The organism is Rhizobium sp. UGM030330-04 (assembly GCF_003208455.1).
Taxonomy (GTDB): Bacteria; Pseudomonadota; Alphaproteobacteria; order Rhizobiales; family Rhizobiaceae; genus Agrobacterium; species Agrobacterium rhizogenes_A.
Genome location: NZ_QKML01000002.1, coordinates 198,257 through 211,907 on the forward strand (window position 1 = coordinate 198,257; position 13,651 = coordinate 211,907).

16 protein-coding genes and 1 tRNA gene are annotated in these 13,651 nt (G+C 59.6%); 10 read left to right on the forward strand and 7 right to left on the reverse strand.

The window, feature by feature from the left end; all coding sequences use genetic code 11:
• The first annotated feature begins 14 nt into the window (after window positions 1-14).
• The 3 genes from N434_RS03910 to N434_RS03920 all read left to right on the forward strand — a co-directional run bounded on the left by N434_RS03910 (window position 15) and on the right by N434_RS03920 (window position 2,019).
• Entirely contained in the window at window positions 15-836 is an 822-nt protein-coding gene (locus tag N434_RS03910) for a transglutaminase family protein (RefSeq protein WP_110756196.1), read from the forward strand.
• A gap of 4 nt (window positions 837-840) precedes the next feature.
• The gene (locus tag N434_RS03915; RefSeq protein WP_110756462.1) at window positions 841-1,437 is read left to right on the forward strand and encodes a class I SAM-dependent methyltransferase; all 597 of its coding nucleotides are present in this window, start codon (window positions 841-843) and stop codon (window positions 1,435-1,437) included.
• A 117-nt stretch (window positions 1,438-1,554) separates the two neighbouring features.
• Entirely contained in the window at window positions 1,555-2,019 is a 465-nt protein-coding gene (locus N434_RS03920) for a GNAT family N-acetyltransferase (RefSeq protein WP_110756198.1), read from the forward strand.
• A gap of 64 nt (window positions 2,020-2,083) precedes the next feature.
• On the opposite strand, the gene N434_RS03925 is transcribed toward N434_RS03920, so the two are convergent.
• Window positions 2,084-2,596, reverse strand: a complete 513-nt coding sequence (locus N434_RS03925) for a GNAT family N-acetyltransferase (protein WP_110756200.1) — start codon at window positions 2,594-2,596, stop codon at window positions 2,084-2,086.
• 166 nt (window positions 2,597-2,762) lie between these two features.
• Between N434_RS03925 and N434_RS03930 the strand changes: the two genes are divergently transcribed.
• On the forward strand, window positions 2,763-3,173 hold the full coding sequence (locus tag N434_RS03930; protein WP_110756463.1) for a VOC family protein: 411 nt from the start codon (window positions 2,763-2,765) through the stop codon (window positions 3,171-3,173).
• A gap of 199 nt (window positions 3,174-3,372) precedes the next feature.
• On the opposite strand, the gene araD1 is transcribed toward N434_RS03930, so the two are convergent.
• The 4 genes from araD1 to chvE form a co-directional block, all read right to left on the reverse strand.
• On the reverse strand, window positions 3,373-4,368 hold the full coding sequence (gene araD1 / locus N434_RS03935) for a 2-keto-3-deoxy-L-arabinonate dehydratase AraD1 (protein WP_110756202.1): 996 nt from the start codon (window positions 4,366-4,368) through the stop codon (window positions 3,373-3,375).
• Window positions 4,369-4,483: 115 nt separating this feature from the next.
• Window positions 4,484-5,680: a sugar ABC transporter permease GguB gene (gene gguB, locus N434_RS03940; RefSeq protein WP_110756204.1), complete on the reverse strand. Its 1,197-nt coding sequence runs from the start codon at window positions 5,678-5,680 to the stop codon at window positions 4,484-4,486.
• A complete protein-coding gene (gguA, locus tag N434_RS03945; protein ID WP_065113975.1) occupies window positions 5,677-7,215 on the reverse strand; it encodes a sugar ABC transporter ATP-binding protein GguA in 1,539 nt (512 codons plus the stop codon). The genes gguB and gguA overlap by 4 nt, the downstream gene beginning before the upstream one ends.
• A gap of 91 nt (window positions 7,216-7,306) precedes the next feature.
• Window positions 7,307-8,371, reverse strand: coding sequence for a sugar ABC transporter substrate-binding protein ChvE (chvE, locus tag N434_RS03950; protein WP_065113976.1), 1,065 nt, complete (start codon window positions 8,369-8,371; stop codon window positions 7,307-7,309).
• Between the two features lie 255 nt (window positions 8,372-8,626).
• Between chvE and N434_RS03960 the strand changes: the two genes are divergently transcribed.
• A complete protein-coding gene (locus N434_RS03960) occupies window positions 8,627-9,631 on the forward strand; it encodes a LysR family transcriptional regulator (protein ID WP_110756206.1) in 1,005 nt (334 codons plus the stop codon).
• 74 nt (window positions 9,632-9,705) lie between these two features.
• Entirely contained in the window at window positions 9,706-10,167 is a 462-nt protein-coding gene (locus tag N434_RS03965; RefSeq protein WP_110756465.1) for a hypothetical protein, read from the forward strand.
• A 47-nt stretch (window positions 10,168-10,214) separates the two neighbouring features.
• On the opposite strand, the gene N434_RS03970 is transcribed toward N434_RS03965, so the two are convergent.
• Together N434_RS03970 and N434_RS03975 are read right to left on the reverse strand one after the other, a co-directional pair.
• The gene (locus N434_RS03970; protein ID WP_110756207.1) at window positions 10,215-10,490 is read right to left on the reverse strand and encodes a hypothetical protein; all 276 of its coding nucleotides are present in this window, start codon (window positions 10,488-10,490) and stop codon (window positions 10,215-10,217) included.
• Window positions 10,491-10,743: 253 nt separating this feature from the next.
• On the reverse strand, window positions 10,744-11,250 hold the full coding sequence (locus N434_RS03975; protein ID WP_065113980.1) for a MarR family winged helix-turn-helix transcriptional regulator: 507 nt from the start codon (window positions 11,248-11,250) through the stop codon (window positions 10,744-10,746).
• Between the two features lie 520 nt (window positions 11,251-11,770).
• Between N434_RS03975 and N434_RS03980 the strand changes: the two genes are divergently transcribed.
• The 4 genes from N434_RS03980 (at window position 11,771) to N434_RS03995 (ending at window position 13,576) form a co-directional block, all read left to right on the forward strand.
• Window positions 11,771-11,847 (forward strand) — tRNA-Arg (locus N434_RS03980).
• A gap of 150 nt (window positions 11,848-11,997) precedes the next feature.
• A complete protein-coding gene (locus N434_RS03985) occupies window positions 11,998-12,546 on the forward strand; it encodes a helix-turn-helix domain-containing protein (protein ID WP_286172095.1) in 549 nt (182 codons plus the stop codon).
• Window positions 12,547-12,615: 69 nt separating this feature from the next.
• Window positions 12,616-13,128 (forward strand): GNAT family N-acetyltransferase, encoded by a 513-nt coding sequence (locus tag N434_RS03990; protein ID WP_065114002.1) that lies wholly within the window; start codon window positions 12,616-12,618, stop codon window positions 13,126-13,128.
• Between the two features lie 10 nt (window positions 13,129-13,138).
• Window positions 13,139-13,576 carry a DMT family transporter gene (locus N434_RS03995; protein WP_110756467.1) on the forward strand — a complete coding sequence of 146 codons (438 nt, stop codon included), beginning with the start codon at window positions 13,139-13,141 and terminating at the stop codon, window positions 13,574-13,576.
• Window positions 13,577-13,651 lie beyond the last annotated feature (75 nt).

The following is a 13,651-nucleotide window of genomic DNA, read 5'->3' on the forward strand; positions in this document are numbered from 1 at the left end:
GACGGGGACAGCTTATGCGTCTGAAAATCACCCATACGACGGAATATGTCTATGACGAGCCGATGCCCTATGCGTTGCAGCGGCTGCGCCTGACACCGCAGACCGGCCCCGGCCAGACGGTGGAGAACTGGGATGTCTCGGTCGATGGCGCCACCGTCGAAGTGACCTATGACGACCACTTCGGCAACCGCGTTGCGCTGGTGGAAACCGAAGGCCCGCAAAAGCGTGTGAAGGTCGTGGCAAGCGGCACGGTGAGCACGGAAGACAAGGCCGGCGTGTTCGGACACCATATCGGCAACGCGCCGCTGTGGCTCTTCCAGCGCGAGACTGCGCGGACCAAGCCGGGAAAGCTGGTGCGCGAGCTGGTGAAGGCAAGCGCCGGCGAAAGCGAGCTTGCCCGCCTGCATAGTCTCATGGAGAACATTCACCACAAGGTGGACTATGTGCCCGGCGCGACCGACATCGAAACCACCGCCGAAGCGGCGCTGGAAGCAGGCAAGGGCGTCTGCCAGGACCACGCCCATATCCTGATTTCCGCCGCCCGGCTGATGGGGCTGCCGGCCCGTTATGTTTCCGGTTATCTGATGATGGAAGAGGTGGAGGAGCAGACCGCCACCCACGCCTGGGCCGAGGTGTATCTTCAGGGGCTGGGCTGGGTTGGTTTCGACGCCGCCAATAATATCTGCCCGGACGACCGCTATGTGCGCATCGCATCCGGCCTCTGCTACCGCGACTGCGCGCCGATATCAGGCATGCGCATCGGCCCGGCCGGCGAGACGCTCAGCGTTTCTGTCACCGTGCAGCAATCGCAGAGCCAGAGCCAGTCGCAGAGTTGAGATGATGGCCGCCAAGGACGAGGATACGATCGGTTTCTACACCGATAATGCCAGCACCTACACCGCCCGGGGGCAGGCGGCGGACCGTCCGCATCTGGAGACATTTCTGGCGCGGCTGCCGCAGGGCGCGAGCATTCTCGAACTGGGATGCGGCGGCGGGCAGGACAGCGAATTCATGCTGGCCGCCGGTTTCGACGTTCATCCCACCGATGGAACGCCCGAAATCGCGAAAGCGGCGGAAGCCCGGCTCGGCATTCCCGTCAGGACCTTGCTGTTCGAGAATATCGAGGACAGTGAACGCCATGACGGCGTCTGGGCCAATGCCTGCCTGCTGCATGTGCCGCGCCCCGCACTTGCCGGCATCATCGGCCGCATCCACGCGGCGCTGAAACCGAGCGGCGTATTTTATGCCAGCTTCAAGGCCGGAAAGGCCGAAGGCCGCGACACATTCGGCCGTTATTACAACTATCCGTCGAAAGCCTGGCTTGAAGATGTCTACGGGCAGTTTGACTGGGCGAGCATCGAGACCGAAGCCCGTCAGGGCAGTGGCTACGACAACATGCCGACCGACTGGCTGCATGTGACGGCAACGAAGTCCTGATCCATTTCCTGAACCTGCCGGTTGCGAAAGCGTCTCCCGACCGTTTAAATCGCGGCATCGACTTGAAAGCATGATCCGGCTTCAACCTGACGGAAAGAAGTCGGCCAGGAGACGGCCTTGTATAATATTTCCGACTACCGCGACTGCCAGTCCCATGGACCCGTCATCGCCGAACGGGTCTGGACGGCATGGTGGCAGGATAGCGGCCTTCAGGTCGGTGACGTCGCCGAACACCTGAAGGACATGACCAACCCCCACACGCTGCCCACCGGTTTCGTCGCCCATGATGGCGATGACTATGTCGGTTCCGCATTCCTCATCCATTGCGACCTGGAGGAACGGCCGCAATATCTGCCGTGGGTCGCAGCACTCTGGGTGGAAGAAGGCCGACGGCGCTCAGGCGTCGCACGCGCCCTGATGCAGGCCGCAACGCAAAGGGCCGCCGAACTCGGCCACCAGACCAGCTATCTCTGCTGCGGACGCGATCTCGAAACCTGTTACATCAATTGCGGCTGGACCGTTCTGGAACGCGGCGTCGGCAAACACGATCTGACCGTGCTGACGTTCAGCATAACAGGCTGAGAGGCCGGACCCGGCGCGGAAACGGCAGGGCCGCGCGATCCTCCCGGCGCCCCTCTTCATTCGATCATTTGCCTTCGGCATCGACGCGACAGGCCATCATGATATCGTCGATTTCCCTGCCCTCGTGCAGAAATCCACCCGGTACACATCCTATCTGCGAAAACCCGGCCCTTTTGTAGAAGTTGGCAGCGACAGGATTTTCAGCGCTTACCGCAAGCTCGATCTGGCGGATGCCGTTGTCCTTTGCAAAAGACTTCACAGCCTCCAGAAGCGCGCGGGCAATGCCCGTTCCCCGTGCCTCGGCCCGCACATAGACCATGATCAGTGTAGCCCTGTGTGCCATCTTGCTGGCACTCTGGCGCATCAACCCCATGATCCCCACCGGCGCATCATCCCAAAACGCGGCAAACACACTGTTCTGGGCCAATCGTGTACGCCATTCGTCTGCCGTCAGCTTCTCCCAGTCCGCAGCGCTGCTCGCATAGGCCTCAGGCTCGGTGCGAAGCGCTTCGAGCCGCATCTCGCGGAAGATGTCCACATCCTTCTCCGTCAGGCGCCTTATGCTCGTTTCAACCACCCTGAACTCCGTCCTTCATCGGCCATCCGTGCTGTAAGCCGCTCCGACTCCATGGCCGATCCGCCGCACCGGAGAAACAGCCGCCACAATGTTCCCATCGCCATGGCTGTGGCATATGGATATCTGACGGTACGGGAAAATTTGTCATCTTGGGAAGAGGACGATGATGAAACCACCATCTGCCATTATGGAAACAGCACTCTACACGGACGATCTCGACGCCGCCGAGGCCTTTTACCGCGATGTCTTCGGACTGGAGGTGGTGCGCAGACTGCCCGGGCAATTTGTCTTCTTCAGGTGCGGCCGGCAAATGCTGCTGATCTTCGATCCGCAGCAGTCAGGCCGGGCCGATCCCGATAATCCGATCCCGCGCCATGGTGCGGTCGGGCAAGGCCATTTCTGCTTTTATGCAAAGGATAAATCGGAAGTGGACGCGTGGAAGGCCCGCTTCGAAACACTTGGAATTCCCCTCGAGCACTACCACCGCTGGCCGAATGACAGCTATTCCGTCTATATCCGCGATCCCGCGGGCAATTCGGTGGAGGTCGGGGAAGGCAAGCTGTGGGGGTTCGAGTGACGTCCGAGCCACCTGTCACACAAGGGCCGAGAAAGAAACCGCGATCCCCTTCTCCGTCATCCTCGGGCTTATCCCGGGGACCTAACCACGTCGCGTAACATCAATCGATCGCAAATCCCCGGGCCAAGCTCAAGGATGGCGCCAAGGGGGTGACGCAAGACGCCCTCACCCTCGGCCATTTTCATGCTCGACCCGCAGATCAGATCTGGCGGACCACGATCTCTTCTTCCGCATCCACGGCCAGCGGGTTCTTCAGCGGCAGGCCGAAACCGGCGGCCTCGATCTCGAAGACGTCGCCCGCTTCCGGCTTGATGCCGTCTGCGAAGGAAAGTGTCGCCGTGCCGAACATGTGCACATGCACGTCGCCCGGCGCGCGGAACAGGCCGTATTTGAAATGATGATATTCGAGGTTCGCAAAGGTGTGGGACATGTTGTCCTCACCCGAAACGAACGGCTTTTCGAAGATGACCTTGTCGCCGCGGCGGATGCGCGAGGTGCCGCGAATATCCGACGGCGGGGCGCCGACGCGGATTTCCGGGCCGAAGCTTGCCGGGCGAAGCTTGGAATGGGCGAGGTAGAGGTAGTTGATCCGTTCGGTGACGTGATCGGAAAACTCGTTCGAGACGGCAAAGCCGATGCGCACCGCCTCACCCTTGTCCGAAATCACGTAGATGCCGGCCATTTCCGGCTCTTCGCCGCCATCGAGCGCGAAGGACGGCGAGGTAAGCGCCGCACCCGGTGCCGCCGCCACATGGCCGTTGCCCTTGTAGAACCATTCGGGCTGCACGCCCTTTTCGCCGGCCTTCGGCTTGCCGTTTTCCAGACCCATGCGGAACATCTTCATGGAATCCGTCAGGCTTTCCTCGGCGGCTTCCGTGGTCTTCTTGTGCATGCTGTCGCGGGTCGCAGCGGAACCGAGATGGGTGAGGCCCGTGCCGGTCAGATGCAGATGCGCCGGATCGGGATGGGTGATCGGCGGCAGGAAACGGCCTTCGGCATAGGCCTTTTCGAGATCGACGGCGTCGCCCAGACCATGGGCGGAAATGACATCGGCAAGGCTCTTGCCACCATTGGCGGCTTCCATGGCGAGCGCGTAGACGGAGTCGGCACCCTTGACGGCGCGCGCCTGCCCGCCTTCTTCGCGAACCGCTACGGTGATTTTGCCACTGGCATCTTTGATCTGTGAAATGAGCACGGGATTTCCTTCCTGCGGCGCGACGCGCCTTATCTTCTTCGGCGCACAACGCCTGCATCTTATGAAAGTGGCCGGAAACCGGCCACTTTTTTGACTGCGAAAGGGTTCGGGCCGATCAGCCCTTGTTCTTGTTGTAGACGTCGAAGAACACGGCGGCGAGCAGCACGAGGCCCTTGACCATCTGCTGGAAATCGATGCCGAGGCCGACGATCGACATGCCGTTGTTCATGACGCCCATGATGAAGGCGCCGATGACCGCGCCGGTGATCTTGCCAACGCCGCCGGATGCCGAAGCGCCGCCGATGAAGCAGGCCGCGATCACGTCAAGCTCGAAGCCCACACCGGCCTTCGGCGTCGCCGAGTTGAGGCGCGTTGCAATGATCATGCCCGCGAGACCGGCCAGCACGCCCATGTTGACGAAGGTGAGGAAGCTCAGGCGTTCGGTGTTGATACCGGAAAGCTTGGTCGCCTTCTCATTGCCGCCCATGGCGTAAACGCGGCGACCGATGGTCGTGCGGCGCGTCACGAAGCTGTAAAGCGCGATCAGCACCAGCATCACGATCAGCACGTTGGGCAGGCCGCGATAGGTCGACAGCTGGTAACCCAGGAACAGGATAGCGCCTGAGATCAGCAGATTCTGCACGATGAAGAAACCGAACGGCTCCACGTCGATGCCATGCTTCACGTTCACCACGCGGCGGCGCCACGCCAGATAAAACAGCACCACGGTAATCAGCACGGTCAGGATCATCGAGGTGGTGTTGAGACCTTCGATACCGCCGATGTCAGGCAGGAAGCCGGTGCTGATGATCTGGAAATCGGTCGGGAACGGACCGATGTTCTTGCCGCCGAGCACGAAGAGCGTCAGGCCGCGGAACACCAGCATGCCTGCCAAGGTCACGATGAAGGACGGAATGCGGTGATAGGCGATCCAGTAACCCTGCGCAGCACCGATGATGCCGCCGATGACAAGACAAATCAGCGCCGCCAGAAACGGGTTCATGCCCCATTGCACGGTCAATATGGCCGCAATCGCGCCGACGAAGGCGACGATGGAGCCGACCGAAAGGTCGATATGCCCCGCCACGATGACCAGCAGCATGCCGAGCGCCATGATGACGATGAACGAGTTCTGCAGGATGAGGTTGGTGAGGTTGACCGGGCGGAACAGGATACCGCCGGTATAGAACTGGAAGAAAACCATGATGGCGACGAGCGCGATCAGCATGCCATATTCGCGGATATTCGAGCGAATATACGACCCGACCGAGATGACGTTACTTTCTTCGTTTGTGGTGTTTGCCGAACTCATGAGTTCTTCTCCCCTGAGCGCATGATAGCGCGCATGATGCTTTCCTGGCTCGCCTCTCCCTTCGGCAATTCAGCGACGATGCGGCCTTCGTTCATGACGTAGATGCGGTCGCAATTGCCAAGCAGTTCCGGCATTTCCGATGAGATCATCAGAACGCCTTTGCCATCGGCAGCGAGCTGGTTGATGATGGTATAGATTTCATATTTCGCGCCGACGTCGATACCGCGGGTCGGTTCGTCGAGGATCAGCACATCAGGGTTGGAGAACAGCCACTTGGAGAGCACCACCTTCTGCTGGTTGCCGCCCGAAAGATTGACCGTTTCCTGAAAAATGCCCGAAGACCGAATGCGCAGGCGCGTGCGGAAATCGCTCGCCACCTTCATTTCCTTGATGTCGTCGATGACGCTTGCATTCGACACGCCGGCAAGGTTGGCAAGCGTGGTGTTGTGCAGGATGTTGTCGTTGAGCACGAGACCGAGGTGTTTGCGGTCTTCCGTCACATAGGCAAGACCGGCATCGATGGCCTTGCGCACGGTGCTGACATCGACGGGCTTGCCGTGGATCAGCACTTCGCCGCTGATCTTGTGGCCATAGGACTTGCCGAACACGCTCATCGCGAATTCGGTGCGCCCTGCCCCCATCAGCCCGGCAATGCCGACGACTTCGCCCTTGCGCACGGTAACGTTGATATCGTGCAGAACCTGGCGGTCGCGGTGCTGCTGGTGATAGGCGTTCCAGTTCTTCACTTCGAGAATGGTCTCGCCGATCGGCACGTCGCGCGGCGGATAACGATCCTCGAGATCACGCCCCACCATGTTGCGGATGATGACATCCTCGCTGATTTCTTCCTTGTGACAGTCGAGCGTCTTCACCGTCATGCCGTCGCGCAAAACGGTGATCTGGTCGGCCACCTTACGCACTTCGTTGAGCTTGTGGGTGATGATGATCGAGGTCATGCCCTGCTTGCGGAATTCCATCAGCAGGTTGAGCAGCGCCTCGGAATCGCTTTCGTTGAGCGAGGCCGTCGGCTCGTCGAGAATGAGCAGCTTCACGCTCTTCGACAGCGCCTTGGCGATTTCGACCAGCTGCTGCTTGCCCACGCCGATATCGGTGATCAGCGTCTCCGGCGATTCCTTCAGGCCCACCTTCTTCAAAAGCTCGCGGGTACGGTTGAAGGTCTGCTGCCAGTTGATGACGCCGCCCGAGGCGACCTCGTTGCCGAGGAAGATGTTTTCCGCAATCGACAGGAGCGGCACCAGCGCCAGTTCCTGGTGAATGATGATGATACCAATATCTTCACTGTCGTTGATGGCGCGAAAATTCCGGACCGCGCCTTCATAATGGATTTCGCCCTCATAGGTGCCGGCGGGGTAAACACCGGAAAGGACCTTCATCAAGGTCGACTTCCCCGCGCCGTTCTCACCGACGAGTGCGTGGATCTCACCCTCTTTAACCTTGAGGTTGACGTTCTCAAGCGCTTTCACGCCCGGAAACGTCTTGGTGATGTTCCGCATTTCGAGAATGGTATTGGCCATATCGCAATCCAGCGCCCGATTAATTCCGGCGTTTTTATTTTTATGGAAAAACGGGGATGACGCCAAGTCATCCCCGCATGTGTCTTCAGGCTTATTTCAGCTGGTCTTCGGTGTAATAACCACCGTCAACGAGAACCTGCTTGTAGTTCTCCTTGGTAACGGCAACCGGCTTCAGCAGGTAGGACGGAACGACCTTGACGCCATTTTCATAGGTCTTGGTGTCGTTTACCTCAGGCTCTTTGCCTTCCATGACAGCGTTGACCATGTTCACGGTCACCTTGGCGAGTTCGCGGGTGTCCTTGAAGATGGTGGAATACTGTTCGCCGGCAATGATCGACTTGACCGAGGGAACTTCAGCGTCCTGACCGGAAACGACCGGCAGCGGCTGGTCCTTCGTGCCATAACCAACGCCCTTCAGCGAGGAGATGATGCCGATCGACAGACCGTCGTAAGGCGACAGAACGGCGTCAACCTTGGCGTCGGTGTAATAGGCCGACAGCAGGTTATCCATACGGGCCTGGGCCGTTGCCGGATCCCAGCGCAGCGTGCCGACCTTGTCCATGCCGGTCTGGCCGGACTTCACGACCAGCTTGCCGCTGTCGATGTAAGGCTGCAGAACAGACATCGCGCCGTCATAGAAGAAGAAGGCGTTGTTGTCGTCCGGGGAGCCGCCGAAGAGTTCGATGTTGAACGGACCCTTGCCGTCCTTCAGACCCAGCTTGTCGACGATCGAAGTCGCCTGCAGAACGCCAACCTGGAAGTTGTCGAAAGTGGCGTAGTAGCTGACGTCGCCGCTGTTGCGGATCAGGCGGTCATAAGCGATGACCTTGATGCCCTGCTCGCCAGCCTGCTTCAGAACGTCCGACAGCGTGGTGCCGTCGATCGATGCGATCACGAGGACTTTCACGCCCTTGGTGACCATGTTTTCGATCTGGGACAGCTGGTTCGGAATATCGTCGTCGGCATATTGCAGGTCGGTCGTGTAACCGGCTTCCTGCAGCTGCTTGACGATGTTGTTGCCGTCATCGATCCAGCGAGCGGAAGACTTGGTCGGCATGGCAATGCCGACGGAACCCTTGTCCTGCGCGAAAGCCGGTGCTGCGAAGGAAGCAGCACCGATGGCACAAGCCGCCATCAGCGAAATAATGGACTTCATTAACTCTCTCCCTTGAACCCTTCTCTGGCACCCGCTTGCTGCGGCGCACCATGAAATTCATGCCATCAGGGGAAGAAGCCGCGCTAGGCCCATTCCGATCTCGCAGCTGCGAAATGGAACAGATGCCGCTCCTCCCCGGCACCCCGCAAACTGTTCTGAATCCATATAACTGTCAAATAGAATATATCGGTTTACCTATATCAATTATGTTATATTAAATCGATACAATAACCGCTGAGGGGTATAAAACGGCAGATGAGCAACCCAAAAGTGTATGAGCAGACGCAAACAGCGGACGCGCTTTTTGTCTTTGAGGACAACCCGCTTCTGCGGGCAGGATTAAAGATGAGCCATCTGCGCATGCTGGTCATGATCGAGGAGCACGGGCAGGTCAGCGCCGCCGCGGCCGCCATGAACATAACACAGCCGGCGGCCTCGCGCATGCTTTCCGAAATGGAAGCCATCGTCAAAAGCCCGCTCTGTCAAAGGGCCTCGCGCGGTGTGGTGCTGACCAAGTTCGGCGAGGCGCTGGCCCGCCGGGCGCGCACCATATTGCTGGAGCTGCGCGAGGCGAGCCGCGAGCTCAACCAGATGAAGTCCGGCAGCGGCGGCTCGGTCTATATCGGCGCGGTCACCGCGCCGGCCATCAGCCTCGTGGTTCCCGCCATCAGGCGGGCGACGGATACCTATCCCGGCATCGAAATCAACGTGCAGGTGGAAAGCAGCAACGTGCTGGCCCGCGAACTGCTGGCCGCGCGTCACGATTTCATCATCGGCCGCATCCCCGACGATTTCGATCCCGGCCTTTTCTCCATCCATGAAATCGGCATCGAACGGGCCTGTCTGGTGGTGCGCGAGGGCCATCCCCTGCTTGGCGGCGAGCCGGTGACGCTGGATGAGCTTTCCGCTTACGACTGGGTTTTCCAGCCGCCCGGCGCCCTGTTGCGGCGAACGATGGAGGATGTGTTTCTTTCCCACGGCGTCACCATGCCGCGCAACATCATCAACACGCCCTCCATGCTTTTGACGCTCGCGCTGATCTGCAACACCAATGCGATTGCGCCGATCGCCCAGGACATGGCCGAATTCGTGACCGGCCAGCAGGCCGATATCGGCCGCACCCGCATCCTGCCGACGGATTTCGAACTTGTCGTCAAACCTTACAGCATCATCACCACCAAAGGCCGCGTCCTGCCGCCCAGTGCCCGCCTGCTTTACGATCTGGTTCTGGACGAAAGCCGCAAGCTGACCGCCCCATGAAGAGCGGCAAGCCAGACGCCACCTTCATCCTCTAAAAGGGCCGGATGACACCGGCCGGCGCAGGGAAACACCGTATGCTTTTCGGACAATCCGTCTTTCAGTCAGTCGTCGAAAGGCTGAAACAGGAAAGGGAAGACGAAGACACGCAACCGCTGCCGCCCGCCGGCCATCGCATTGCGGGTTTCAGCTCCGGTTTCGTCGTCGGCACCTCTTCTGCTGCACCGCAACCGGGACATGGCAGTCTCGATGCCTATCTCGCCTTTCTCGCCGACCCCGCACCGCCGCCCGAACCCCAGCCGGAGCCTGAGCCGGAACCCATGCCGGCACACCTTGAAAAGACTTCTCTTGCAGATGTTTCGGCAGAACTGGCGATCCATGAAACCGACACAGCCGCAACGCTTGCGGAAAAACGCCGCGCCTTCGCCCGGTTCAACCACCCCGACGGGGTGAAGCCGGAATTCCGGCATAATGCGACCCTGCGCATGACCGCGGCAAATCTTCTGATCGACCAGGCGATCCGGATGCTCAGGGCATAAGGCGCCGGACGAAAAGCCCGGCACGCTCCCTGCAAACCGTATGAATTTCAGCCGGCATCGTTCTTGTCGGCCGGCGCGCCTTCGCCGGGCTCGTCCGGTGCGGCCCTCTCTGTTGCGCCCTTGGCCGCGTCATCGGCGCTCGCGGGTTTGAACCTCACCAACAGCTCATAGGCCGCATAGGCCGCGATACCGCCGACGATCGTTCCCCAGAAGAACTCGCGATTGACGAATTCGATCACAGCCCAGGCCGCGCAAAAGCCGACGATAAGCAATCTGACCCACAAGGGGCGATAAAGCGGATGGCTGGTATCGATGTTCAGCATGGCGTTCCCGTTTCCGGCCTTTCCGGCATGTGGCGGTCTGCGGGCATCGCGTGCGCCAAAGGCCTGTGATCAGGCCGTCTTGGCCGTTTCACACGAAAATTGCAATGCAAATCGGGCCTGGACCGATCAGGCTGCCGTGAAGAACCGGGATTGAAAGAAGGAACGTATAACCGCACCGGCCACCAAAACCAGCACGATCCCCGCGCCTGCGGGCCGTCGCGTCGATTGACAGCCATGGCAGAGGCCGCGATGTTCAGTCCCGCAGACGCCCAAGCAGCGACAAAAGCTGGTCGCGGGCCTTCTTGCCGCCAATCCTGTCGATCAGCTTTTCCTCACGGTCGCGCCATGAATCGGAAAGGCAGTCGAGAAGGCGGCTGCCTTCCTCGGTCATGTCGAGAAAATGAACGCGCCTGTCCTCTTCCGACCGGCGGCGGACAAGCAACCCCTTCTCTTCCATGCTGTCGACGATCGCGACGAAATTGGCGCGCTGGATACCGAGCGCTTCGGCCACATCGCTCTGTTTCAGGCCCGGATTACCGCCAACGATGACGAGAACCGAAAAATCCGCCGGCCGCAATCCCCGCTCCGCCAGCACATCGGAAAACCCGTTTGCCACGGCAAGTTGCGAGTGCCGCAAATGATAGCCGATCGCCGTCGTCAGCAATCCATAGTCGATCGCCGCCAGATGCGCCGCTTCCGCTCCGCCGCTTTCAGCTTTTTCCGCCCGCGGCCCGTTGCTATGTGCCAATCGCAAAGCCATCCGATCCCCCGCCTGATTCGTTCCTTTACCCTGCCGAAATCATAACCGACAACGCTCCGAAACTGTATCCCAAATAAATGTAGATGATACTAATATTGTATAATAATTTGACAGTTAATCCGCAAAAACTCAATTCCCGCTTCCACGGCCCCTTCCGGAGACCGGGAAAAATATGACTATTTACCCGCCGGTTTTGAGGGTATCGCACCGCCCGCCGCGCCGTGTTTGAAAGGCATTGCACCAATCCGGCCACCCGTTCGCCATGACGACGGAACAGCTGCCGGATGATGCCATAACATACTACTTATAGGGGAAACCCGATTTCAACAAAAAAAGCAATACGTCAAACGACGCACCGCTCCCCCGCCCCGCAGAAAGACATCCGCCCCTCCCAACAAACTGCACTCAGCGCTGGCAGAAAAACAGGCACGGTTTCGCAAATCTCTGATTTTTAGACATTGATGCGGAAAGAAAGCTAGGGTATGAACCAACCGCTGCACGCGATTCAAGCGTGACTGCTGCACCCGTAGCTCAGCTGGATAGAGTGTTGGATTCCGATTCCAAAGGTCACAGGTTCGAATCCTGTCGGGTGCGCCATTCACAGATTTGACACGCGCCCAACTGGCAAACCTCCACCGCCGCCGCTGTTTTCAAAATCTCGCCACGAACGGGCGAGCGAATGTCCCTGCGCCCTGTTGCCATTTCCAAGCCGTCCACTATCGTAGCACGATGGGTAACGAAATTGACATGGACAGGCGCATCGCCGCGCGCATTCGCACGGAACGGGAAAGCAGGGGCTGGTCGCTCAGCGATCTCGCGGAAAAGGCGTCCGTTTCCCGGGCGATGATCCATAAGATCGAACGCGGAGAGAGCAGCCCGACGGCCAATCTTCTGGGCAAGCTGTCTGGCGCTTTCGGTTTGAGCATGTCCACGCTGCTGGCCCGCGCGGAGACTAGGCAGGGCCGCCTGCTGCGCATGGAGGAGCAGCCGACATGGCAGGATCCCGAGACCGGATATCTGCGCAGGCATGTTTCACCAGGTTCCGATCTGCCGTTCGATATCATCCACATCACGCTGCCCCCCGGCAAGCAGGTACCGATGCCCGCCTCGGCCTATATCTTCCTGCGCCAGCTCATCTGGGTTCTTTCGGGAGAGCTGGTTTTCGTGGAAGGTGAAGTGATCCACGAGATGAAGCAGGGGGACTGCCTGGAGCTTGGGCCGCCGGCTGACTGCATCTTCCGCAACGCCACCAGGGAACCCTGCACCTATGCGGTCGCCATCCTGAAAATATCCTGAGACCGCTTGCCTCCAGTTGTCCACTATGTTAGATATAATATTATCATAGTGGACAAATCGGATTTCTTCATGATCATTCGCGACGCACAGTCCGGCGACCTCGAAACGGTTGCCGAAATCTATAACCATGCTGTCCTGAACACGACGGCGATCTTCAACGATTCGACCGTCGACGTGGCCAACCGGGCCGCATGGCTCGCGGATCGGACGCGGCTTGGATATCCCGTCCTCGTTGCCGTCAGGGAAGACGGATCGGTCATGGGTTATGCATCTTTTGGCGACTGGCGTGCATTCGATGGATATCGCCATACGGTGGAACATTCCGTCTATGTTCACATGGACCACCGGGGCAAAGGCGTGGCGGAAGCGCTGATGCAGGCACTGATCGGGCGCGCCCGCGCGATTGGCAAGCATGTGATGATCGCCGGGATCGAATCCCGGAACGTCGCATCGATCCGGCTGCACGAGAAGCTCGGCTTTGGCAGTGTCGAGCCGATCAGGCAGGTTGGCATGAAATTCGGCGAATGGCTCGACCTGACGTTCATGTATCTGAAACTCGATGACCGGCCCACGCCAGACTAAGGCGGCGGCCATGGCCAATTTTGCAACATTCGCGCTGCTGGTCGGGGCCGGGGCAGCAATCGTCGCGCAGAACATTCTCATGGCGAAAATCTCGGGAAACGCCACCACCATCCTCGTCCCGCTCATCATGAATTCTGCCGTGGGACTGGCGGTTCTGACGCTTCTTCTGATCTGGCGGACAGGTGCTGCAGGGATATCGGAAATCCTGCACCTGTTCCGCCCCTGGAACATCCTTCCCGGCCTGCTCGGATCCTTCTTCGTCTTCGCAAGCATCCTCGGTTACCAGCGCATCGGCGCGGCGGCAACGGTCGCGGTGCTTGTCGCAAGTCAGCTCGGCTTCGGTCTGCTCACGGATGTCTTCCGATCGGGTAATATTGCGGGAATAACCCTTTTCGGGGCGGCCCTCCTGCTGGCCGGTGCCGGCCTCGTCGCCTTCAGGGCGGTCTAGAGAGATCCATCAGGCAGGCGTCGTGATTGCGACGTTTCTTGCGCGGACACCGGCGGGGCACATCCCCGCCGATGC